This is a genomic window from Ralstonia soli, assembly GCF_023955655.1.
Taxonomy (GTDB): Bacteria; Pseudomonadota; Gammaproteobacteria; order Burkholderiales; family Burkholderiaceae; genus Ralstonia; species Ralstonia soli.
This window is the reverse complement of sequence record NZ_JAMXHT010000010.1, coordinates 115,879-139,163: the sequence shown is the minus strand read 5'-3', so window position 1 is coordinate 139,163 and position 23,285 is coordinate 115,879. Positions and strand designations below refer to the sequence as shown.

The window sequence follows — 23,285 nt, the reverse complement described above, 5'->3', positions numbered from 1 at the left end:
TTTTGCTTGGAACAACTCGGAGAATTGGCGGGGAATCCCCCACCTTTTGTCGCTTTACAACGTGTGGACTGCTCAGGGAGAATCCGACAGCCATTTCGCGACACAAACCCATGACAGAGTCAAAAGGCTCAGGACAGCCACGCAGTGCGCCGTTGCCGGTCGGCACCTTGCTGTCCAACTATCGTATTGTAAAGAAGTTGGCCAGCGGGGGGTTCAGCTTCGTCTACCTCGCCACCGACGAGCATGGGACGCCGGTGGCCGTGAAGGAATATCTGCCGTCTTCGCTGGCGCGTCGCGCGCCTGGCGAATTGATTCCGGTGGTACCGGAAGAAAGCGCAAGTGCATTCCGCCTCGGGCTCAAATACTTCTTTGAAGAAGGCCGGTCGCTGGCCAAGATTTCCCACCCTGCCATCGTGCGCGTGCTCAATTTCTTCCGGGAAAACGGCACGGTCTACATGGTGATGACGTATGAGCAGGGCAAAACGCTGCAGGAGCACATCCTCACCGCACGCCAGCAAGGCAAGCTGAAGATGCTGCGCGAGCGTTTCATCCGCCAGGTCTTCCACGACCTGATGAGCGGCCTGCGCGAAGTCCACATCCACAAGCTGCTGCACCTCGACATCAAGCCAGGCAACATCTATCTGCGCGAAGACCATTCGCCGATCCTGCTCGATTTTGGCGCCGCGCGGCAGACGCTCACGTCCGAAGCCGCGCGCTTCCAGCCGATGTACACGCCAGGCTTTGCCGCGCCGGAGCTGTACCGCAAGCACAACGAACTGGGGCCGTGGACGGACATCTACAGCATCGGCGCCACGATCTATGCCTGCATGGCCGGCACCCCGCCGCAGGAAGCTACGCAGCGGGAGAAGGACGACAAGCTGGAAGAAGGCCTCGAGCGCCTGCGCAAGGTCTACACATCCAGCCTGATCGACCTGGTCGGCTGGTGCCTGAAATTCAAGCCGGAAGAGCGCCCGCAAAGCGTGTTCCGCCTGCAGAAGGTGCTGCGCGAGGAAAGCAATGCGCTGACCGAATTGCACGCCCTGACCGCCGTCACCCTTGGCGGCCCCGTACCGGAAGAAAAAGAGGCGCTGACGACGCGTTTCATGAGCCGCCTGTTGCGCCGCCGGGACAGTTGACCGCCAAGTTGTCGCCTATAGGCGGCGTATGTCACAAAATGGTGCAGCGCTGGCCGGGATACGCCACCGCACCACACTCCCTCACCGAATACTCATAGCCGCAATGCGATTCTCGGTCTATCAAGAAAGCAAGAAAGGCGCGCGACGCGTCAACCAGGACCGCATGGGGTACTGCTTCACGCGCGATGCCATGCTGATGGTGCTGTGCGATGGCCTGGGCGGGCACTCGCTCGGCGAAGTCGCGGCCCAGCAGGCGCTGCAGACCATGGCGCGCCAGTTCCAGCGGCATGCACGCCCGTCGATCCGCAATCCGCGCGATTTCCTGAACGAAAGCATCATGCTCGCCCACCGCGACATCCACCGCTACGCCGAGACCAACGGCCTGCCGGATGCGCCGCGCACGACCATCGTCTGCGCGCTGGCACAGCGCGGCTCGCTGCACTGGGCACATGCGGGCGATTCGCGCATGTACCTGATGCGCAAGGGCGCGCTGGTGACGCGCACGCGCGATCACTCCAAGATCGAGAACCTGCTCCAGCAGGACCGCGTACTGCCCATGCAGGTGGCCAACCACCCCGAGCGCAACAAGATCTACAACTGCCTGGGTTCGCCCAACCTACCGCTGATCGACATCGGCGGACCGGTCAACCTGGAGCCGGGCGACGTCGCCATGCTGTGCTCCGACGGCCTGTGGGGCAGCGTGCAGGAAGACGAACTGGTCGACACCTGCACGAGCTTCTCGGTCACCCAGGCGATTCCCGAACTCATCGCGCGGGCGCTGCGCAACGCCGGCGATACCGCCGACAACACCACCGCCATCGCCATGATGTGGGAGCTGGATGCAGTGACCACCACGCAGGACTCGGTGCAGACCGACACCCTGCCGCTGAACGCCTTCACCACGTCCATCCTGGATGCACCGGGCAGCGAATCCGGGCTGATGTCGGAAGAGGAGATCGAGCGCTCCATCGCCGAGATCCGCGCCGCCATCGACAAGACCAGCAACCTGACGCGCTAACGCGTCGCCGCGCCGTTCCGCACGGGCCCGCCCTGCCTGCATCACGCTGGCAGCGCGGGCCGGTATCATGTCGGGCTATCCGTTTTCCACAGCGAGACCCCACATGCGTCCCAGCGGCCGTCAGCCCGACCAACTCCGCCCCGTCACCCTCACCCGCCGCTTCACGCGCCACGCCGAAGGCTCCGTGCTGGTGTGCTTTGGCGACACCCAGGTGCTCTGTACGGCCAGCGTGCTGCCCAAGGTGCCGCCGCACAAGAAAGGCAGCGGCGAGGGCTGGGTGACGGCCGAGTACGGCATGCTGCCGCGCTCGACGCACACGCGTTCCGACCGCGAAGCCGCGCGCGGCAAGCAGACCGGCCGCACCCAGGAAATCCAGCGCCTGATCGGCCGGGCGATGCGCTCGGTGTTCGACCTGCGCGCACTGGGCGAGCACACGCTGCACCTCGATTGCGACGTCCTGCAAGCCGATGGCGGTACGCGCACGGCCAGCATCACCGGTGCCTTCGTGGCCGCGTATGACGCGGTCTCTGTAATGCGCGAGAAGGGTCAGCTGGTCGGTAACCCGATCCGCGACTTCGTCGCCGCCATCTCGGTGGGCGTGGTCGACGGCGTGCCGGTGCTGGATCTGGACTACCCCGAAGACTCCGCCTGCGATACCGACATGAACGTCGTCATGACGGGCAGCGGCGGCTTTGTGGAAGTGCAAGGCACGGCCGAAGGCACACCGTTTTCGCGTGCGGAAATGGACGCGCTGCTCGGCTTGGCCGACCAGGGCATCCGCGAGTTGATCGGCCTGCAAAAGCAGGCGCTCGGCCTGTGAGCGACGCTGCCATGCGCAAGATCGGCAAAGTCGTCCTTGCCTCCAACAACGCCGGCAAGCTGACGGAGTTCAACGCGCTGCTCGCGCCCCTCGGATTCGACGTCACGCCGCAGGGCGCGCTCGGCATTCCCGAGGCGGAAGAACCCTACGCGACCTTCGTCGAAAACGCGCTCACCAAGGCACGTCATGCCAGCCGCGCCTCGGGCCTGCCTGCACTGGCGGACGACTCGGGCATCTGCGTGCATGCGCTGGACGGCGCGCCGGGCGTGTACTCCGCACGCTATGCGCAACTGGCGGGCGAAGAGAAATCGGACGCCGCCAACAACGCACGTCTCGTGCGCGAACTGGCCGGCAAGGCCGATCGCGGTGCGCACTATGTTTGCGTGCTGGTGTACGTGCGCCACGCCGATGACCCGCAGCCGATCATCGCCGAGGGCAACTGGTTCGGCCAGGTGATCGACACACCGCGCGGCGACGGCGGTTTCGGTTACGACCCGCATTTCCTGCTGCCCGACCTCGGCAAGACCGCCGCAGAATTGACCAAGGCTGAGAAGAACCGCGTAAGCCATCGCGCACAAGCCCTCGCGCAACTGGTCGAGCGGCTGCGCCTGTTTGAGAGCGCTTGAGTTTCGATGATTCCGATTTACCCCGCCGGCGCCAGCAAGACGCCCTCCGAGACCGCCGCCGAGTCTGGCCAGACAGGCGACAAGGTCACCTCCGTCTTCCTGCAGCCGGGCAAGATCAGCCTGCCGGCCTCGCCGCCGCTGTCCTTGTACGTGCATGTGCCATGGTGCGTGCGCAAGTGCCCGTACTGCGATTTCAACTCGCATGCGGAACCCGAACAGGGCATTCCGGAAGAGCGCTTTCTCGCAGCGGTTCGACAAGACCTTGAGGCCGCGCTGCCCATGGTGTGGGGCCGGCATGTGCACACGATCTTCATCGGCGGCGGCACGCCCAGCTTGCTATCTGCGCAGGGGCTCGACCGATTGCTGTCGGACATCCGCATGCTGCTACCCGTGGATGCCGATGCCGAGATCACGATGGAAGCCAACCCCGGCACGTTCGAAGCCGAGCGCTTCCGCAGTTACCGCGCCAGCGGCGTGAACCGCCTGTCGATCGGCATCCAGAGCTTCAACGACAAACACCTGCAAGCGCTGGGGCGCATCCACAGTGCGGCGGAGGCGCGTGCCGCCATCGACATCGCCCGCACGCACTTCGACAACATCAACCTCGACCTGATGTTTGCGCTGCCCGGCCAGACGCTTGCCGAGTGCGAGGCCGACGTGGAAGCCGCGCTGTCGTTCGATACCAACCACGTGTCGCTGTACCACCTGACGCTGGAGCCGAACACGCTCTTCGCCAAGTACCCGCCCGCGCTGCCGGACGACGATACCGCGTTCGCGATGCAGGACTGGATCCACGCGCGCCTGGCCGCGGCGGGCTACGAGCACTACGAAGTGTCGGCCTATGCCAAGGCCGGCAAGCGCTGCAAGCACAACCTGAACTACTGGCAGTTCGGCGATTACCTGGGCGTGGGCCCGGGCGCGCACGGCAAGCTGAGCTTTCCGCACCGCGTCATCCGCGAGATGCGGCACAAGCATCCGGACACCTATCTGCGCCAGGCGGAAACCGCCGGCGGCGCGGCGGTCGTGCAGGAGCAGCGCGAAGTCGATGCGGCCGATCTGCCGTTCGAATTCATGCTCAACGCGCTGCGGCTGACGGACGGTTTCCCGGTCACGCTGTTCCAGGAACGCACGGGCCTGCCCTTGCGCGCCATCGAGCGCGAACTTGATGCCGCTGAGCAGCGCGGCCTGCTCACGCGTGACCACGTGGCCATCCGCCCGACCGAACTGGGCCAGCGGTTCCTGAACGATCTGCAGGCATTGTTCTTGGCCGACGACGAAAACTGACGCTTACCCGGTGCCAAGTTGCGCCGGGTGCCGTTACAATGGCGGCCTTGCTAGCAATGAGCAATCCAGTACCAAGGAAGCGTGGCCGAGTGGTTTAAGGCAGCAGTCTTGAAAACTGCCGATGGGGTGACCCATCCGTGAGTTCGAATCTCACCGCTTCCGCCAACCCCCTCCCTCCCCGCGCCCTTCCCCACTCCGGGCTGAAGCGGCCTGCAAAGCTGATATAGTCGCGTCGGCTCCGATTCCTGATTCCTGCGATGTCCCTCGTTTTCCGCCGAACCGTTCTCGTGCTCGCCGCCGTAGCTTCCGTTGCGGGTGCCGGGCTGGCCCATGCTCAAGCCTCTGCGCCGCAGGCGCCGGCGGCGCCCACCGCCGCCACGGGCGGCACTGTGGCCGAGCTGCAGCAGCTGCTGGCGCAGAAGCGCCTGACCGAGCTGCGCACCACCTACAACGGCGACTACGGCACGAGCCTGCTGCTGGTCAACGAAGACACCACGGCCTACGTCGCGCTGTCGTATCGCAAAGAATTGTGGCGTGTGTACAAGTTCATGTCGGTGGCACCGGCCGAAGGCGCGTATGACACGCTGGCCCGCCAGACCCGCACATGGGCGGAAGACGACCTGCGCCGCGCCGTGACTGCCGGCCAGAGAGCCCAGCTCGAGCGCGAGGCTCAGGCCGCCGAGCAACGGGCCGCTTCGCTCAGCCAGGAAGTGCGCATCATGCAGGCGCAACGCCAGAAGATGCTGACCGAGCAACAGGCCATGCGCCAGGAAACCAAGGCCCTGGACATCGAGCGCCGCGCCTACCAGACACAGGTGGATTCGCTGCAGCAGCAGATCCGCCTGCTGGAGAAGCAGCTGAACGATCCGCACTGGTCGCCTGCACCGTAAGTCTCTTCCCGCTGCATTGCCCTTCCCCGGCTTGCCGCATGGACGGCAGGCTGGCGGTCAACCGTGTTCGACACATTTCTCCACGGATTTCGGAGTTGTCTGATCGACGGTCTTTCCACCGACTCCTAGCATTTGCGCTGTTCCTGCAAGTGGCCTGCGCGCCCTCTGCAGCCATCAGCGGAGACGGATTTGGATTCCCTCAACTTCATCATCGACGGACACCTGGGGCTACCGGGCTTCGTGCGCGTGCCGCCGCCCTTTGGGACGCCGCGCGACGCCGTACGGGCAATCAAGGGCGCCCTGGCCAGCACGTCTGAGGGTCCGCAGCCGCAGATGCAGAGCGACGCCGGACGACACGTGCGATGGCGGCGGCGCTTGACCGTGCTGGCGATCGGCGCGGCATGCACGGTGGTGGCAGCGCTGACGGGCTGGCATACAGGGCAGCATCGGCAGCCGGTCTCGCACTTCGATCAGGCCACCTTGGCTGCCATCTCGCAGCCGCCCGCGCCGATCGCTGCGCCGGAGCGCCTTCCGACAACGGCAGTACAGTCCGCCGATCCGGTAGACGAGGGCGGCCCCGCAGTTGCCACAGCGGCGCATGTTGTCGCACAGGCAGCAGTTAAAACGGTTAAGCCGCGGACATCTGCACGCGCCATCGGCCGCGCGGCCGCACCCAAGCCGCCTGCTCGACCGGCGGCACCGGTCCGTGCGAAACCGACGGCCATCGAAACCTATCGCGCGATGGCCGACACGGCGCCCATCACTTCCGGGTACGTCGCCCCCGGCACGTCGGTGCGCATCGAGCTGCAGCGCCACACGCGCCTGACGGACTGATCCGAGGCGTACCCCACCACATCCCCTCAGACGGGCGGCGGCTGCCTAGTGCAGTTGGCCGCCCGTTTCACGTACATCGTGCAGCGTGCGCAGCGTCGTCTCGATGGCGATGCGCAGGCCGGCGACGATGGTGTCGTGCGCCATGCTCGGCTGCCCCGGGTGCCTGGCCGCCTGTGACGGCAGATACGGGATGTGGATGAAACCACCGCGCGTCAGCAGCTTGTGGCGGGCAATGGCGTGCATCAGCCCATAGAAGACGTGGTTGCAGACGAACGTCCCCGCCGTTTGCGACACCGAGGCGGGCACACCACCGGCTCGCAGCTCACGCACGATGGCCTTGATCGGCAGCGTTGAAAAATACGCGGCCGGCCCATCGCTCGCGATGGCGACGTCGATGGGCTGTTTGCCCGCGTTGTCGGCAATGCGCGCGTCGTCCACATTGATGGCGATGCGCTCGATGGCCATTTCGGAGCGGCCGCCGGCCTGCCCCACGGCAATCACCACATCGGGGTGCAGCGTCTGCAGCAATTTGCCGAGCACCTTGTTCGATTCGCCGAAGATGGTTGGCAACTGGCGCGCGATGATATCGGCGCCGCCGATCCCCTGGCCATCAAGGGTACGCACGGCTTCCCATGACGGGTTGATGGGCTCGTTCTCGAATGGATCGAAACCGGTGACGAGGACGGTTGGCATGGCGTTCTCCTGCAAACAGCGGCAAACATATCGATCAAAAGCGTCCTGAGAACCTGATGCCGCCACGCGCGGTGGCGTGCGCCGGTAGGACACGAACCGGCGCAGCGCACAGCGCACGCGCCCCCGACGCAATCGTCCTTATCGGACTGCTCCAGCAGCGCAGCGTGCGCGATGTTGAAATCGACTGCCCGTCGCGCGTATACGTGACCCACTGGATACTGTCATGGGGAGCTCCTTCTCAATGAACCGGCTCCAACGCCAGCATGGCGAAGGTTGCCAACCAGTGCTCACCCGCATATTCCCCACTGACCACGTTCGGCAGGCCGGCCTCGATATGGCGTTGTGCTGCCGCTTCCAGCACAGCGCTGGCTGGCGCCTCTTTCGGAAGACGCCGAGCAACCCGCTTCATGCACCATGCCCGGCTCAGGTTCAGGCCGTTCAGGTGCGCGATCTTGGGGTCGCTGTGGTCGCTGACATCGGCGGGAGTCATCAGGCAACGGATATCTCCAGGCGCCGGCAAATACTCGGCGAACCAGCCAGGAAACGCATCGGGGCCAAGCACGTCCGACATCAACAAGGCTTCCGTCAGCGCTGCTGAGAGGAACTCGTCGCCGCCGGGCTCGTAGTGCGCCGGATAGTCGGTGTCATTCAGGTAGTAGCGGCGGGAAGCGGACACCACCAGGTCCTCCAGCTCCACGTCCCTGCGATGGCGGGCGAAATCCAGAATCAGCTTCAAGGAGAAGGCGCTGTTGTAATGCGTGCCAACGCGGATCGGGTAGCTCAGCTTGGTGAAGTAGCTGAAGATGCGGCTGCGAATTTCCACCGTCAGCGGTTCCATGGCTGCCAGCCACGTCTTCGCCTTGGGATGCTGCCAAACGTCCAGCTCCTGGGCCAATGCCACGATCCAGGCGAACCCATATGGGCGCTCAAACGACGTGCGCCCGGGCGTCTGGAAATACGCGCACTCCTGCTGCATGTTCTCGACAGTGAAGTGCTCGTCAAACAGCGCCGTAATGGCGTCCTGTTGCGGCAACGACGGGTACAGCCTCGCACAGCGCGCCAGCAGCCAATACCCGTGCACGGCGGAATGCCAGTCGTAGCAACCGTAGAACACCGGGTGCATGGCGCGCGGTGACAGCACATCTTGCGGCCCATTCAGGACATGCATGATGTGGTTCGGATATTCGTGGCGCAGCGAGCGCAACGGCAACGCGGCAAAGGCCGCGGCCTGATCGACGGTAAGTTGCATGGTTAGCTATGGCGGAAGATCAGGAAATACATCAGCAGGATGTTGGCGCTGAGCAGCACCAGCGCGGTGGGAATCTGCGTCTTGATGACGAGATATTTGTCCTTCAACTCCAGCAGTGCCGCCGGCACGATGTTGTAGTTGGCGCCCATGGGCGTCATCAACGTCCCGCAATAGCCGGCCAGCATACCGATGGTCACCAGCGGGGCAGGATCAGCGTGCTGGCCAACCACCAGCAGCGGCAGCGCGATACCGGCCGTCAGCACCGGGAACGCCGCAAACGCATTGCCCATGATCATGGTGAACAGCGCCATGCCCACGCAGTAGATCACCACCAGCAGGAAGCGGTTATTCGGATCGGCGAACAGGCTCACGATGTCCTTCACCGATTTACCCGTCTGGGCCGCCACGAACACGCCACCCAGCATCGCCAGCATCTGCGGCAGCACCGCTGCCCAGCCGATCGAATCCAGCAGACGCCGCGACTCACGCACCGCATGCAGCGGCGAGCCGCCGGTCAGCGCCCAGCCGACCAGGAGTGCGCACACACAGCTCACGCACAGCGCGGCCAACGTCAGTTGCTTCTGATCCAGAATGTAGACGCCGCCCACGGCAACACCCTTCAGAAACAGCGTGCAGAGCACCGTGATGACCGGGATCAGCAGCGCAGGCACAAACAACTTGTTGCGCAGCTTGTTGGCAGAGGCATGGCGTTGTTCCGGGGTGCTCTGCCTGTACGAGCCGATCGACAGCAACCCTGCCCCCGCGATCAGCGAGATCAGGACGACGATCACACCAACGATGCGATACGCCATCGGCTTGCCGAGCGTGGAAACGAGCAGATCGCTGAACAGGAATACAAAGCCGAACAGGAACCAGAACAAGGCTGTGGTCAGGCGCTTGGGGTTGCCCTTGTCTCGCAGCGTCATGCCGACCAGCAGCATCACGATAAAGCCGATCAGATAGAAAACGCTGTTAATGGTTAGCAGTGTGGTCATGCTGTCACCTCATTCGTCTTGGAGGGATTGGCTTGCTTCCATGCATCGACATCGCGCTGGATGCTGGCATCGAGCCGTACCAGGCGGAACATGTGGATGACGAGCGCGCAAATGGCGGTGGGAATCGCCCACAGGCCAAGTTGCAGGGGCTCAACGCCAGCGATGCCGTTTTCCTTGAGGAAGGCATCCATCAGCAGCACCGCGCCAAAGGCGATAAAGATGTCTTCACCGAAGAAGATCGCGATGTTGTCGCAGGCTGCAGAGTGCGCCCGGAGCTTGTCGCGGATGTGCTGTGGGAGGTCGCCGTGGCGTGCAGCAGCCGCACCTTCCACCATGGGCGCCAGCAATGGCCGCACGGTTTGCGCATGACCGCCGATGTAGGTCAGGCCGAGTGCGCCCAGCCCTTGCCGCAGCACGAAATACAGCATCAGGATGCGGGCGGAGGTTGCACTCGCCAGGCTGGAGATCCAGTCTTGCGCGCGCTCTTTCAAACCGTAGCTTTCCAGCAGGCCGATGATCGGCAGAATCAGCACGTAGACCGCCAGCGACCGGCTGTTGATGAACTTCTCGCCGAAGGTTTCCAGCAGCGTGCCAGGGTCCATGCCGACAGACAGCCCCGTTGCCAGCCCGGCCACGGTCACCACCAGCAGTGGATTGAATCGCAGGACGAACCCTACGACGATGATGGCCACCCCGATCAATGGCCACAGATTGACTGCCGTACTCATGTGGTGCTTCCCCCCAAGGTTATGAAAAAGCCCCGCCGGAAAGACGAGGCCGTCGTGGCTCAGGTGCCGGCACGAACAGCGATGCCTTCGCTGCCCAGCCGTTCCCGAATGCGTCGCGCAAACGCCAGCGCATGCGCGCCGTCGCCGTGCAGACAAACCGTTTCCGCGTGGATCGGCACCCACGTGCCGTCGATGGCCTTCACACGCTGTTCGCGCACCATCGTCAGCGTCTGGTCGAGCGCCGCCTCTTCGCTGTCGATCAGGGCGCCGGGCGTACCGCGTTTAACGAGCGAGCCGTCCGCGTTGTAGCCCCGATCGGCGAAGACCTCTTCCTTGGCCGACAGGCCCAATTCGCGCGCCGCCTTGACGAGTTCGCCGCCGGCCAGGCCGAACACCGTGAGCGACGGATCGAAATCGCGAATGGCGCGCACGATGGCCATGGCCAGCGGCCGGTCACGCGAGGCCTGGTTGTACAGCGCGCCATGCGCCTTCACGTGGGACAGCTTGCCGCCCTGCGCACGCACGATGGCCGACAGGCCGCCGATCTGGAACAGCACGCCGGCGTAGATCTCGTCGGGCGGCAGGTGCATCTCGGTGCGGCCGAAGTTTTCTCGATCGGGAAAGCTCGGATGCGCGCCGATCGACACGCCCTGGCGCAGCGCCCAGCCGACGGTCTGGCGCATCGTGTTGACGTCGCCGGCGTGCCAGCCGCAAGCGATGTTGGCCGAACTCACCAGCGCGAGCAGCGCCTCGTCGGTATCGCAGCCTTCGCCAAGGTCCGCGTTCAGATCAATCGTGGTCATGATGTTGAGTCCGGTGCTTCAGGCGTTCGGTCGCGCGTTGAGTTGCGTGCGCGCGGTGCGCCGCGCGGTCGAGAGAATGCCCTGGCGCTGCCAATCCAGCGCGGTTTCGATTTGTTGCAGATAACGTGCCACGTCGGCGCGGGCGGCCTCGGCCTCCTCCAGCGTCACGCGCTCGAAGCGCACCCGCGTGCCGAGTGGAATCTGCGCCAGTCGCCATTGGTCGGCCAGGATGACGGTGCCGATCTTCGGGTAGCCGCCGGTGGTCTGCGCGTCGGCCATCAGCACAATGGGCTGGCCCGACGGCGGCACCTGGATCACGCCCGGCACCACGCCATGCGAGAGCAGATCTGCGCTGCGCTGTTTCTTGCGCGTGAGCTCCGGCCCCTGCAGGCGGAAGCCCATGCGGTTGCTGTTGGGGGTAAGCGTCCAGTCCGATTCCCAGAACGCGGCTTGCGCGTCGGCGACGAAGTCGTCGTATTCCGGACCGGGCAGCACACGCATGACCGGTGTGTGATCGCGCTCACGGTCGAACGTCCAGCGTGCGGCCTTCACCGCGACGGCATCGCCGCTGATGTCGGGGGCATAGGTGGTATCGGCGGGCAGCACGGGCAGCTTGTCGCCGTCTTTCAGCGGGCGCCCTTCGAAGCCGCCGAAGCCGGCCTTCAGATCCGTGCTGCGCGAGCCCATCATCTCCGGCACATCGATGCCGCCGGCCACGCACAGGTATGCGCGCACGCCGCCCTGCGCCACGCGCAAGGTCAGCGTCTGGCCCCGCTGCACAGGAACGGCGCGCCAGGCATGCACCGCCTGGCCATCGAGCGTCGCACGGCAATCGGCGCCGGTCAGTGCGATCAGGCCGTTCGCATGAAAGCGCAGCGTCGCGTTGCCCAGCGTGAACTCGATGCCCGCCGCATCACTGCGGTTGCCGACCAGGCGGTTGCCCACATACAGCGACAGCGGGTCCAGCGCGCCCGACGTGCACACGCCAAAGCGCCGATAGCCGGTACGGCCAAGGTCTTGCACGGAGGCCAGCACGCCGGCCCGCACGATCTCGATCATGGGTTGGAGCTTGGAACTCATGCGCGCACCTTCGAGGCGACGAAGCGAATGCGGTCTCCCGGCGCCAGGAGCGCGGGGGGATTGCGCTGCGGCATGAACAGCGCCGCGTCGGTGCGGCCCAGCAGTTGCCAGCCGCCGGGGGACGCGGCCGGGTAGATGCCGGTCTGCTCGCCGCCGATGCCCACCGAACCGGCCGGCACGGCCATGCGCGGCTCGGGCCGACGCGGGGTGGCGAGCGATTTGTCGAGCCCGCCCATATAGGCAAAGCCCGGCTGGAAGCCCAGGAAATAGACGATGTATTCGGGTGCGGTATGGCGACGCACGACTTCGGCCGGCGTCAGCCCGGTGTGCCTGGCCACTTCGCGCAGGTCGGGGCCTTCGTCACCACCATAAGCAACTTCGATGTCGACGAGCTTGCCGTCGGCCACCAGGGCCTCGCTTTCTGCCCAGGCGTCGCGCAGCTGGGTTTCCAGGCGCTGCGCATCGGCCAGCGGGCCGAACACGAGTGTGAGGTTGTTCATCCCGGGCACCACGTCGACCACGCCCGCCCAGTTGGACGCGCGCGAGGCCATGGCCCAGATGCGCTGCTGGCAATTCAGGGTCGCCGGCGGCGGCACTTCGCATAACAGCGCCAGTTCGCCCAGCCGATGAATCGTGCACTGCAACTTGACCCCCGTCTCGTGTGCGCCGTTTGCCGGGACGATCCAGGCAAAACACTGCGCGAGTGAAAACGAAAGCGATACGTTAATAAAACGTCGATAAATTCTATATAAGAAGTAACCCTTAGCCGATGAGACCGTGTCGGCACAGGTTCGGGCCAACCGTACTCATCATAGGCGCGGAACACGCTCCGCGTGGCGGGCGTGTTATTCATGGTTCACATTTAAAAGACGGCGCCCACAGAACGCGAGCGCCGATATGCAGCCGAGGATCAGGCCGTCGGCTCTTCGCGCGTGATGCGCAGGCCCAGAACGAGTGCGGCGACGGCGCAAACGGCCATCATGCCCAGCAGCGGCAGCGCGCTCTGGCCAATGGCGGCGACCACGGTGCCCGTCACCATGCCAAGGCCGAATTGCATGGCGCCCATCAGCGCCGAGCCGGTGCCTGCGCGTGCGCCCTGCCCCGCCATCGCCAGTGCGCCGGTATTGGGCGAGATGCAGCCGATCGACGCGATGTAGCAGAACAGCGCCGCCAGCACGAGCGGCAGCGGCGTAAAGCCAACGGCCGCCGCCGCAGCGGCCAGCACACTGGTAATGGCCGGCACCCACAGCGCCCGCCGAAGCACGCGCACCGGCGAATACTTGCGCACCAGTCGCACGTTCACACGCGAGGCGGCGATCATCCCCGCCGCGTTGCTGCCGAATACCCATGCGTAGTGCGACGGCGTCAGCCCGTAGCCGTCGATCAGCACGAACGACGACACCGTGATGTACGCAAACATGCCTGACAGGAACACCGCGCCGCACCACATGTAGGCGGCGTAATGGTGATCACGCAGCAGTTCCCAGTAGTCGCGCAGCACATGGCTGACGGCCAGCTTGCGCGCCTGCTCCGGCGCCAGCGACTCGCGCATCAGGTAATGCACCGCCACCAGCGATGCCACCCCGAACGCCGTCAGCAGCGCAAAGATGACGCGCCACGACGCGAACTGCAGCACGGCCCCGCCGATCATCGGCGCAAGGATGGGCGCCACGCCCATCACCAGCATCAGGGTCGAATACGCCTGCGCGGCGCCGGCCGGGTCCATGCGATCGCGCACCGCAGCGCGGGCGATGACCATGCCCGCGCACCCGCCAAAGCCCTGCACGCCGCGCAGCACGGCCAGCGTGGTGGCGTCCTTGGCGAACGCACAGCCGATGGACGCCGCCACGTACATCGCCAAGCCGATATAGAGCGGCGGCTTGCGGCCGAAGCGGTCACTGGCCGGGCCGTAGATGAGCTGGCCGATCGCCAGGCTGATCAGGAACACCGTGAGCGTGACCCCAGCCGCGGCCGACGACGTGTTCAGCTCGCGCGCAATGGTGGGCAGGCTCGGCAGGTACATGTCGACCGACAGCGGGCCGATGGCGGTCAGCGCGCCAAGCAGTAGAAGCCAACCAGGAATCGGGCCCGGCATGCGGGATCGTGCGGGAGCGGGAGCAGTCATGAGGAGGAAACGGGGCGCGGCAGCAGGCGGAGCACCGAGCCGAAGCAAACCGCAGACTGTAGCGCAAAGTGGCATACCTCGCCTGCGCACAGATCAAGTGCACGCCATCATCGACCTTGCCGATTCGCCCCATGCGGGGGCCGCGCATGCCACCTGCATACTCCGGCAAGACAAGTTCGCACCGGCAAATCGGCGCGCTCGGCCCGGCATGGGATTTGCACTCTGCCACCCCTCGTACGAGGCAGCTGCAGACCAGCCGAAATCGGCGTCTGCAGCTGTACCGGAAGATATAATTGACCGTTGATGCCAATCATCAATGCATGGTGATGATTGCTGCGATGCGTCGGCGCGAATCTGCGTTGGCATCGCCTGCTGTGAAGTGCCGTCAACACCCATAAGAGACCGCCTCCGCAGCGCCATGCGCTCGCGGTGAGCGGCACGGAAACCACGAGCCAACCTGTTGTGACACCACTCCCACCGCGCCTGTCGCTGACAGGCATGACCAAGCGCTACCCGAGCGTGGTCGCCAACGACGGCGTGAGCCTCACCGTCGCGCCGGGCGAAATCCACGCCGTGCTGGGCGAAAACGGCGCCGGCAAATCGACGCTGATGAAGATCATCTTCGGCGCCGTGCAGCCCGATGCCGGCGAGATGCAGCTCGACGGCCAGCGCGTCGAGATCGCCAACCCGCACCAGGCGCGCGCGCTGGGCATCGCCATGGTGTTCCAGCACTTCTCGCTGTTCGACACGCTCACGGTGGCCGAGAACATCCTGCTCGGCCTGCCCGCGGGCACAGACTTGCGCGACGTGGCCGAACAGGTGCGCACCACCGGCGACAAGTACGGTCTGCCGCTGGAACCGCATCGCCATGTGCATACGCTTTCCGTGGGTGAGCGCCAGCGCGTGGAGATCGTGCGCGCGCTGCTGACCAAGCCGCGTCTCCTGATTCTCGACGAGCCGACCTCGGTGCTGACACCGCAGGCCGTCGAAAAGCTGTTCGTGACGCTGCGCCAGTTGGCTGCGGAAGGCACCAGCATCCTCTACATCAGCCACAAGCTCGACGAGATCCAGGCCCTGTGCCACACCGCCACGGTGATGCGCATGGGCAAGGTCACGGGCGTGTGCGACCCGCGCCAGGAAACGCCGGCATCGCTGTCACGCCTGATGATCGGCGGCGAGCCCCCGCGCGAACTGCGCCCGCAGACCACGCCGGGCGAGGTACGCATGGAAGTGGCCGGCCTGTCGCTGCCCAAGGCCCACGCGTTTGCGACGGAGCTGCGCGACATCGCCCTGCAGCTGCGCAGCGGCGAGATCGTCGGCATTGCCGGCGTGTCGGGCAACGGGCAGCAGGAATTGTTGGCCGCGCTGTCCGGCGAGGACACCCGCGCTGCAGCGCAGACCATCCGCATCGGCAACGAGCCCGTCGCCAAGCTGGACCCGCGTGCGCGCCGCAAGCGTGGGCTGTCCTTCGTGCCGGAAGAACGCCTGGGGCGCGGTGCGGTGCCGTCGCTGTCGCTGTCGGCCAATACGCTGCTGACGCACCAGCGCGCGCCGCAGGTCCGCGGTGGACTGATCGACAAGAAGGCCGCCGCCAAGCTGGCCAGCAACATCATCAGCCGATTCGGCGTGAAGGCAGGCGGGCCGGATGCGCTGGCCAAGAGCCTGTCGGGCGGCAACCTGCAGAAATTCATCGTCGGCCGTGAAATCGAATGCGCGCCGCGCGTGCTCATCGTTGCGCAACCTACCTGGGGCGTGGACGTGGGCGCGGCGGCGCAGATCCACAACGAAATCCTCGCGCTCAAGGCCGGGGGCTGCGCCATCCTCATCGTGTCGGAAGAACTCGACGAACTCTTTGCGCTGTGCGATCGCCTGCACGTGATCGCCAACGGGCGCCTCTCTCCCTCCACCCCCACGCACGCCACCGACCGCGAACAGATCGGCCTGTGGATGAGCGGCATGTGGGACAAAGCTTCGGCTTCGGCTTCGGCAGCAGCAACCTCCGAGGTGGCCCATGGCTGACGTCATGCACGGCAGCCGTCTGGCGCTGCCCATCTCGCTGGAGCTGCGCGCGATTCCTTCGCGCGCCATGGCCTATGCCTCGCCGCTGATCGCGCTGGTGCTGACGATGGTGTTCGGGCTGCTGCTGTTTGCGCTGCTGGGCAAGGACCCGGTGGCCGGCCTGCGCGTGTTCCTGATTGAACCGCTGGCCACCAAGCGTGCAATTGGCGAGGTGCTGCTCAAGACCGTGCCGCTGGTGCTGTGCGCGCTGGGCCTGTCGGTGTGCTACCGCGCCAACGTGTGGAACATCGGCGCGGAGGGGCAACTCATCGTCGGCGGCATCTTTGCGGCGGCCACGATCATCACCTTCGATACGCCGACGCCCGCCATTCCGGGCGGCCTCGCACTGGTGATCGCCGTCATCGCGGGGCTGGTTGGTGGGGCGCTGTGGGCGGCGATAACGGCGCTGCTGCGCGATCGCTTTCATGCCAACGAGATCCTCGTCTCCTTGATGCTCACGTACATCGCGCAGTTGCTGCTGCTGTACATGGTCAACGGGCCGCTGAAGGACCCGAACGGCATGAACTTCCCGCAGTCGATCGTGTTCGACAGCGCGTTTGTGCTGCCCACGCTGATGGCGGGCACGCGACTGCATGTCGGCTTCCTGTTCATGCTGGTGATGACGGCGGCGATGACGCTGTTCGTGTTCCGCAGCTTTGCGGGCTATCGGCTGCAAGTCGGCGGCTTGGCACCGCAGGCCGCGCGCTACGCGGGATTCTCGTCGCGTAAAGCGCTGTGGACGGCGCTGCTCATCTCTGGCGGGCTGGCGGGCATTGCCGGCGCATTTGAGGTGACGGGCCCGATCGGCCAACTGCTGCCCTCCATCTCCCCCGGCTACGGCTTTGCCGCCATCGTGGTGGCCTTTGTCGGTCGATTGAATCCGGTGGGCACCGTGCTCGGGGCAATCGTGATGTCGCTGTTCTATATCGGCGGTGAACTGGCGCAATCGCGCCTGGGCCTGCCGTCGGCCATTACCGGGGTGTTCCAGGGGATGCTGCTGTTCTTCCTGCTGGCCTGCGACACGCTTATCGAATACCGCCTGCGCTGGCGCGCGCACCACTGATATGGAAAGTCTTGCTCCCCTGATCGCCGCGTCGATCAACGCTGGCACCCCGCTACTGCTGGCCGCACTCGGCCTGCTGATGAACGAACGCTCCGGCGTGCTCAATCTGGGCGCCGAGGGCATGATGCTGGTCGCGGCCGTGGTTGGCTTCATGGTTGGCTACCAGACGCAGATTCCGCTGCTGGGCTTTGTGGCTGGCGCGCTTGCCGGCATGGTGATGGCTGCGCTGTTTGCCTGGCTCGCGCTCGTGCTGGTGACCAACCAGGTTGCCACCGGCCTCGCCCTGTCGATCTTCGGCACCGGGCTGTCGGCCTTCATGGGCCAGCGCTTTGTCGGCATGTCGCTGCCGGCGCAGGCGCATGGCATCCCGGGGCTGGAGTCGATCCCGTTTGTCGGCCCGGCCCTGTTCGCCCACCACTGGATGGTCTATTTCAGCCTGGCACTGTGCGGGGCGATTGCCTGGTTCCTGTTCAAGACGCGCGCCGGCCTGACGCTGCGGGCGGTCGGGGAATCGCCGGAATCGGCCCACGCGCTGGGCTATCCGGTGCGCACCATCCGCTTTGGCGCGCTGCTGTTTGGCGGCGCGTGCTGCGGGTTGGCTGGCGCGTACCTGTCGCTGGTCTACACGCCGATGTGGGTCGAGAACATGGTCGCCGGCCGCGGCTGGATCGCCCTGGCGCTGACCACGTTTGCCACCTGGCGGCCGCTGCGCATCCTGCTTGGCGCACTGCTGTTCGGCGGCGTGACGATCCTGCAGTTCCATCTGCAAGGCATCGGTGTGTCGGTGCCCTCGCAGATTCTCTCGATGCTGCCGTTTGCCGCCACGATCGTCGTGCTGGCCATCATTTCGCGTAATCCGGATTGGATCCGCCTGAACATGCCGGCGTCGCTGGGCAAGCCGTTCCGCCCGGGGGCTGCCTAAACTGCGGCCTAAAGTTGCTGCATTCCGTTCTTTTCTTCGCTTCACGCTTCAACACAGTCAACGAGCCACACAACAGGAGAAATCGATGAACGTTACCCGCAGGATCACGCTGGCCGCACTGGCCGCCGGCGCTGCCCTCACCCTCTGGGGTTGCGGCAAGTCCAACGACAACGCGGGCGGCAATGCCGCGCCGGCCGCATCGTCAGCCCCCGCTGCTGCCGCACCGGCGCCGGCCAACGAGCCGCTGAAGGTCGCGTTCGTCTACGTCGGCCCGGTGGGCGACGCTGGCTGGACGTACGCTCACGATGCAGCCCGCAAGGAAGTCGAAGCCAAGTTTGGCGACAAGGTGAAGACCAGCTTCGTCGAGAACGTGCCCGAGAGCGCCGCTGACGCCGAGCGCGTGTTCCGCGATCTCGCCACGCAGGGCAACAAGGTCATCTTCGGCACAAGCTTCGGCTTCATGGAATCGATGCTCAAGGTCGCCAAGGAATTTCCGGACGTGAAGTTCGAGCACGCCACAGGCTTCAAGACCGCCGACAACCTCGGCCAGTACGACGTGCGCACGTATGAAGGCGCGTACCTGGCGGGCGTGGTGGCCGGCAAGATGAGCAAGTCGGGCAAGCTGGGCGTGGTGGGTTCGGTGCCGATTCCCGAGGTGATCCGCAACATCGACTCGTTCACCCTGGGCGCGCGCAGCGTCAACCCGAAGGCCACCACCCGCGTGGTGTGGGTCAACAAATGGTTCGATCCGGGCAAGGAGCGCGAAGCGGCCACCACCCTCATCGGCCAGGGCGTTGACGTGCTGATGCAGAACACCGACTCCGCCGCCGTGGTGCAGACCGCCCAGGAGAAAGGCGTCTACGCGCTCGGCTGGGACAGCGACATGACCAAGTTCGGCGAGAAGGCCCACCTGGCCGCGTCCATCAACAAGTGGGGCGTGTACTACAACAAGGTGGTCGACGATGTGCTCAACAACAAGTGGAAGCCCGAGACCGTGTGGTGGGGCCTGAAGGAAGGCGCGATCGATCTGGGCGCCTACAACACCGTCGTGCCGGAAGACGTGAAGACCCTGGTCGAGACCCGCAAGAAGGGCATCATCGACGGCTCGGCCCCGATCTGGAAGGGCCCGATCAAGGACAACACCGGCAAGGAAGTCCTGCCCGCCGACAAGGTCGCCGACGATGGCTTCCTGCATGGCATCAAGTTCTACGTGGAAGGCGTGGAAGGCAAGATTCCGGGTTAAGTCCTACCTGCTGCAGCAAAAAGCCGGCACCTCGGGGGAGGGCCGGCTTTTTTCATGGGCGATCAGCGGTAAATCTTGAAAACCGTCCCATTTCCCCAAGCTGATACGATGGTCTGCCGGTCAAACCAGCCCATGTGACGCCGGCTTTTCATCCAGGAGCCCCACCATGTTCGGACGCCTTTTCCGCCTATGGAGCGTGGTGCGCAACGACGTGCGCCTGCTGTGGTTTGCGCTGCGCCATCCCGACAAACCGTGGTGGCTCGCGCCGGCTGCGCTGCTGCTGGTGGGTTATGTGGTGTCGCCGATCGATCTGATTCCGGATGTCATCCCGGTGATCGGCTGGGTGGACGACATCGTGCTGGTGCCGTTTGCGCTGCACATGCTGCTGCGCGCCTTACCCGTTCGCGTGCGTGAAGATGCGCGCTTTGCCGCCGCCCGGCGAGTGACGCCGAGCGGGCGGTAAGTCCTTTCTTACGGCAAGAGGATCGTCGAACCGGTCGTCTTGCGCGACTCCAGATCGCGGTGTGCCTGCGCCGCATCGGCCAGTGCATAACGCTGGTGGATCTCGATCTTCACCTTGCCGCTGACCACCACGTCGAACAAATCTGCCGCCATCGGCTCCAGCAGATCGCGTCGCGCCGTATAGGTCATCAGCGTGGGGCGCGTGAGCTTAAGCGACTTTGTGCTCAGCAAGCCCAGATCGACCGGAGGCACAGGCCCGGACGCATTGCCATAGGTCACCATCATGCCGCGCGGCGCGAGGCAATCGAGCGAGCCCTTGAAAGTGTCCTTGCCAATCCCGTCGTAGACGACCGGCACGCCCTTGCCGCCTGTCAGGTCCATCACACGCTCGGTGAAGTTCTCGCGCGTGTAGACGATGGTGTGATCACAGCCGTGCGCGCGGGCAAGTTCGGCCTTGGCATCGCTACCGACCGTGCCGATCACGGTGGCGCCGAGTGCCTTGAGCCACTGGCAGGCGATCAAGCCCACGCCGCCGGCTGCAGCATGGAAGAGCACCGTATCGCCCGGCTGCACGCGATAGCTGTCGCGAATGAGGTATTGCGCGGTCATGCCCTGCAGCATCATCGCGGCGCCGGTCTCGAAGTCGATGGTGTCCGGCAGGCGCACCAGAATATCGGCCGGCATGGTGCGCACGGCCGCATAGGCGCCGGTCGGGCGGCCGGCGTAGGCCACGCGGTCGCCAGGTTTGACGTGCGTGACGCCCTGGCCTACCGCCTCGACCACGCCCGACGCCTCCATGCCGATGCCCGCCGGCAGCGGCTGCGGGTACAGCCCCGTGCGGAAGTACACGTCGATGTAGTTCAGGCCGACGGCGTGCTGCTTGACCGTGACTTCACCGGGGCCGGGTGCGGGCACATCGACATCGACGTACTGCATCACTTCGGGGCCGCCGGTTTCAAAGATGCGGATCGCTTTCGCTTGGGTCATGCGTGAATCTCCTTCGGATCGGGCTCCACCAGTTTCAGCGCAGACATCACGAGGTCGGCCGTCGCCAGGTTGGTGGCGCAGGGAATGTTGTGAACGTCGCACGCGCGCACCAGCGCGTTGATGTCGGGTTCGTGCGGCTGCGGCGTCATCGGGTCACGCAGGAAGATGACTGCATCGACGCGGCCCTCGGCCAACTGTGCGCCAATTTGTAGGTCACCGCCCCAGGGGCCGGACAGCATGCGCTGCACCGTCAGACCGACTTCTTTCTCCAGCCGGCCACCGGTGGTGCCGGTCGCCAGCAATTCGCATTCCGACAGGAAAGCCCGGTGCGTTTGCGCGAAAGCGACCATGTCGTCTTTCTTGTGATCGTGCGCAATCAGAGCAATGCGGCGCGGCTTCGGGCGTTTGTAAGTTGCGCTTTCGGGCGTGGTGGTCGTCATTGTGGTTGGCTCAGAAGGTGCCTGGATATGCGCCGCCATCCAGCAGGATGTTTTGCGCGTTCAAATAACCGGCGTGCTGACTGCACAGAAAGGCGCACACGGCGCCGAACTCTGCCGGCTGGCCGAAGCGCCGTGCCGGGTTGCCATGGCGCTTGCGATCGAAGTTTTCCTCCGCGCTGATGCCCGACGCCTTGGCGCCGGCTTCCAGCGTCTTGGTCAGGCGGTCGGTCTCGAACTGGCCCGGCAGCAGGTTGTTGACGGTCACGCCATGCTTGGCCACCTCGCGCGCGAGGCCAGCCACAAAGCCCGTCAAACCCGAGCGCGCACCGTTGGACAAGCCCAGTACATCGATCGGCGCCTTCACCGCACCGCTGGTGATATTGACGATGCGGCCCCAGCGGCGCTCGATCATCTTGTCGACGGTCGCCTTGATGAGATCGATGGGCGTGAGCATGTTGGCGTTCAACGCGGCCATCCATGCATCGCGGTCCCAGTCGCGGAAGTTGCCCGGGGGCGGACCGCCGGCGTTGTTGACGAGGATGTCAGGCGAGCCGCCCAGACGCTCGCAGGCGAGCAGTGCTTCAGCGCGCCCCTCGGGCGTGGTGATATCGGTGGCGACCGCCTCGACGCGCACCCCGTGTGCGTTGCGGATGCGCTCGGCTGCGGCCAGCAGCGCTTCGGCGCCGCGCGCGACGATCACCACGTCCACGCCCTCGGCGGCCAGCGCATCGGCGCAGGCGAAGCCCAATCCTTTGCTCGCGCCGCATACCAGTGCGCGCTTGCCCTTCAAACCCAGATCCATCCTGCCTGACTCCTTTTGAGGGTTATTTCGATAGGCCCCGCCGGGACAACAGCGCCATGCCGGCCAGCACCAGCGCACTGCCGGCAATCTGCCACAGCGTGATCGGCTCGCCCAGCAGCCACCAACCGAGCAGCAGCGTCGACACCGGCCCGATCATGCCCGCCTGCGACGCCACCGGCGCGCCCACGCGTGCCACGGCCATCATCGTCATGGTCACGGGTGCGACCGTACAGAACACCGAATTGATGGCAGACAAGCCATACACCTGCCAGGGCAACACCAATGCCGACACGGGCCGCAGCACGAGGAACTGCACGACGCACGCCACCGTCGACACGCACATCGCATACGCCACCAGCCGCATCGAGCCGACACGCTTGACCAGTTCGCCACTCGCCAGCAGATAGATACCGTAGCTGATGGCGCTGGCGAGCACCAACCCGCCGCCCAGCCACACGTTATTGCCACCCAGGTTCAGGTCATGTGCAAACACCAGCACGATGCCTGCATACGCCAACCCAAGCGACACCCATTGCAAGCCGGTAATGCGCCGCTTGAACACCGTGGCCGTGATCAGCAGCACGAACGATGGCGTGAGAAACAGAATGAGCCGCTCAAGCCCCGCCGTGATGTACTGCAGGCCCAGGAAGTCGAGAAAGCTGGAGAGGTAATACCCAATGATGCCAAGGCCAACGATGCGCCACCGGTCAGCCAATGCGAGCGGCGCCGAGCGACGCGACTGCCACCAGCCCATCGCCATGAACAGCGGCGCAGCGAGCAACATCCGCAGCGTGATGACCATCACTGCATCGACTTGGTAGCGATACATCAGCTTGGCAACGATGGCCTTGGCCGAGAACAGCACGGCGCCCACAGAGGCCAGCAACAGGCCGCCGGTGTCGGTGGTGCGCGTAGGGGTGGAAGACGCAGAGGACGCGGTGGTCACAACGAGGGCGCGAGGCTGGTTGGCGAGCGCGTCGATTGTATGTGAATTCAACAAATCGTTCCGGGGGCGGGGCCGGATCCC

24 protein-coding genes and 1 tRNA gene are annotated in these 23,285 nt (G+C 65.2%); 13 read left to right on the top strand and 12 right to left on the bottom strand.

What is annotated here, in order from left to right; genetic code table 11:
* Positions 1-110: 110 nt before the first annotated feature.
* From NG900_RS24330 to NG900_RS24295, 8 genes are all read left to right on the top strand, one after another.
* Positions 111-1,136 carry a serine/threonine-protein kinase gene (locus NG900_RS24330; RefSeq protein WP_252684597.1) on the top strand — a complete coding sequence of 342 codons (1,026 nt, stop codon included), beginning with the start codon at positions 111-113 and terminating at the stop codon, positions 1,134-1,136.
* A gap of 103 nt (positions 1,137-1,239) precedes the next feature.
* Positions 1,240-2,154 carry a PP2C family protein-serine/threonine phosphatase gene (locus NG900_RS24325; RefSeq protein WP_252684595.1) on the top strand — a complete coding sequence of 305 codons (915 nt, stop codon included), beginning with the start codon at positions 1,240-1,242 and terminating at the stop codon, positions 2,152-2,154.
* A gap of 103 nt (positions 2,155-2,257) precedes the next feature.
* A complete protein-coding gene (gene rph / locus NG900_RS24320; protein WP_252684593.1) occupies positions 2,258-2,974 on the top strand; it encodes a ribonuclease PH in 717 nt (238 codons plus the stop codon).
* Positions 2,975-2,994: 20 nt separating this feature from the next.
* On the top strand, positions 2,995-3,600 hold the full coding sequence (rdgB, locus tag NG900_RS24315) for an RdgB/HAM1 family non-canonical purine NTP pyrophosphatase (protein ID WP_252684631.1): 606 nt from the start codon (positions 2,995-2,997) through the stop codon (positions 3,598-3,600).
* Positions 3,601-3,606: 6 nt separating this feature from the next.
* The gene (hemW, locus tag NG900_RS24310; protein WP_252684591.1) at positions 3,607-4,884 is read left to right on the top strand and encodes a radical SAM family heme chaperone HemW; all 1,278 of its coding nucleotides are present in this window, start codon (positions 3,607-3,609) and stop codon (positions 4,882-4,884) included.
* 75 nt (positions 4,885-4,959) lie between these two features.
* Positions 4,960-5,049, top strand: a tRNA-Ser gene (locus tag NG900_RS24305).
* Between the two features lie 92 nt (positions 5,050-5,141).
* Positions 5,142-5,774, top strand: a complete 633-nt coding sequence (locus NG900_RS24300; RefSeq protein ID WP_252684589.1) for a DUF2968 domain-containing protein — start codon at positions 5,142-5,144, stop codon at positions 5,772-5,774.
* 189 nt (positions 5,775-5,963) lie between these two features.
* Positions 5,964-6,608, top strand: a complete 645-nt coding sequence (locus tag NG900_RS24295; RefSeq protein WP_252684587.1) for a ribonuclease E — start codon at positions 5,964-5,966, stop codon at positions 6,606-6,608.
* Positions 6,609-6,653: 45 nt separating this feature from the next.
* Here NG900_RS24295 and pcp read toward each other — a convergent pair whose 3' ends face one another.
* The 8 genes from pcp to NG900_RS24255 form a co-directional block, all read right to left on the bottom strand.
* Positions 6,654-7,301 (bottom strand): pyroglutamyl-peptidase I, encoded by a 648-nt coding sequence (pcp, locus tag NG900_RS24290; RefSeq protein WP_252684585.1) that lies wholly within the window; start codon positions 7,299-7,301, stop codon positions 6,654-6,656.
* A 238-nt stretch (positions 7,302-7,539) separates the two neighbouring features.
* Positions 7,540-8,550: a DUF2891 domain-containing protein gene (locus NG900_RS24285; RefSeq protein ID WP_252684583.1), complete on the bottom strand. Its 1,011-nt coding sequence runs from the start codon at positions 8,548-8,550 to the stop codon at positions 7,540-7,542.
* Positions 8,551-8,552: 2 nt separating this feature from the next.
* Complete coding sequence (locus NG900_RS24280) at positions 8,553-9,545, bottom strand: DUF979 domain-containing protein (protein WP_252684581.1); 993 nt, start codon at positions 9,543-9,545, stop codon at positions 8,553-8,555.
* A complete protein-coding gene (locus NG900_RS24275; protein WP_252684579.1) occupies positions 9,542-10,273 on the bottom strand; it encodes a DUF969 domain-containing protein in 732 nt (243 codons plus the stop codon). Before NG900_RS24275 ends, NG900_RS24280 begins: the two co-directional genes overlap by 4 nt.
* Positions 10,274-10,332: 59 nt before the next feature.
* Positions 10,333-11,076, bottom strand: a complete 744-nt coding sequence (gene pxpA, locus NG900_RS24270; protein ID WP_252684577.1) for a 5-oxoprolinase subunit PxpA — start codon at positions 11,074-11,076, stop codon at positions 10,333-10,335.
* Between the two features lie 18 nt (positions 11,077-11,094).
* On the bottom strand, positions 11,095-12,156 hold the full coding sequence (locus NG900_RS24265; RefSeq protein ID WP_289813963.1) for a 5-oxoprolinase subunit C family protein: 1,062 nt from the start codon (positions 12,154-12,156) through the stop codon (positions 11,095-11,097).
* Positions 12,153-12,800: a 5-oxoprolinase subunit PxpB gene (pxpB, locus tag NG900_RS24260; RefSeq protein ID WP_252684575.1), complete on the bottom strand. Its 648-nt coding sequence runs from the start codon at positions 12,798-12,800 to the stop codon at positions 12,153-12,155. Before pxpB ends, NG900_RS24265 begins: the two co-directional genes overlap by 4 nt.
* 266 nt (positions 12,801-13,066) lie before the next feature.
* Positions 13,067-14,281, bottom strand: a complete 1,215-nt coding sequence (locus NG900_RS24255) for a multidrug effflux MFS transporter (RefSeq protein WP_252684573.1) — start codon at positions 14,279-14,281, stop codon at positions 13,067-13,069.
* 498 nt (positions 14,282-14,779) lie between these two features.
* Between NG900_RS24255 and NG900_RS24250 the strand changes: the two genes are divergently transcribed.
* The 5 genes from NG900_RS24250 to NG900_RS24230 all read left to right on the top strand — a co-directional run bounded on the left by NG900_RS24250 (position 14,780) and on the right by NG900_RS24230 (position 20,030).
* Positions 14,780-16,300: an ABC transporter ATP-binding protein gene (locus tag NG900_RS24250; protein WP_252684627.1), complete on the top strand. Its 1,521-nt coding sequence runs from the start codon at positions 14,780-14,782 to the stop codon at positions 16,298-16,300.
* Complete coding sequence (locus NG900_RS24245) at positions 16,293-17,402, top strand: ABC transporter permease (RefSeq protein ID WP_252684571.1); 1,110 nt, start codon at positions 16,293-16,295, stop codon at positions 17,400-17,402. Before NG900_RS24250 ends, NG900_RS24245 begins: the two co-directional genes overlap by 8 nt.
* Before the next feature lies 1 nt (position 17,403).
* A complete protein-coding gene (locus NG900_RS24240) occupies positions 17,404-18,324 on the top strand; it encodes an ABC transporter permease (RefSeq protein WP_252684569.1) in 921 nt (306 codons plus the stop codon).
* Between the two features lie 85 nt (positions 18,325-18,409).
* Positions 18,410-19,567: a BMP family ABC transporter substrate-binding protein gene (locus tag NG900_RS24235; protein WP_252684567.1), complete on the top strand. Its 1,158-nt coding sequence runs from the start codon at positions 18,410-18,412 to the stop codon at positions 19,565-19,567.
* Positions 19,568-19,733: 166 nt separating this feature from the next.
* Complete coding sequence (locus tag NG900_RS24230; RefSeq protein ID WP_252684565.1) at positions 19,734-20,030, top strand: YkvA family protein; 297 nt, start codon at positions 19,734-19,736, stop codon at positions 20,028-20,030.
* Positions 20,031-20,038: 8 nt separating this feature from the next.
* On the opposite strand, the gene NG900_RS24225 is transcribed toward NG900_RS24230, so the two are convergent.
* The 4 genes from NG900_RS24225 to NG900_RS24210 are packed head-to-tail and all read right to left on the bottom strand — an operon-like array spanning position 20,039 to position 23,204.
* A complete protein-coding gene (locus NG900_RS24225) occupies positions 20,039-21,016 on the bottom strand; it encodes a quinone oxidoreductase family protein (protein WP_252684563.1) in 978 nt (325 codons plus the stop codon).
* Positions 21,013-21,456: a methylglyoxal synthase gene (locus NG900_RS24220; protein WP_252684561.1), complete on the bottom strand. Its 444-nt coding sequence runs from the start codon at positions 21,454-21,456 to the stop codon at positions 21,013-21,015. Before NG900_RS24220 ends, NG900_RS24225 begins: the two co-directional genes overlap by 4 nt.
* 10 nt (positions 21,457-21,466) lie before the next feature.
* The gene (locus tag NG900_RS24215) at positions 21,467-22,258 is read right to left on the bottom strand and encodes an SDR family oxidoreductase (RefSeq protein WP_252684559.1); all 792 of its coding nucleotides are present in this window, start codon (positions 22,256-22,258) and stop codon (positions 21,467-21,469) included.
* A 22-nt stretch (positions 22,259-22,280) separates the two neighbouring features.
* Positions 22,281-23,204, bottom strand: a complete 924-nt coding sequence (locus NG900_RS24210; protein WP_252684625.1) for a DMT family transporter — start codon at positions 23,202-23,204, stop codon at positions 22,281-22,283.
* Positions 23,205-23,285 lie beyond the last annotated feature (81 nt).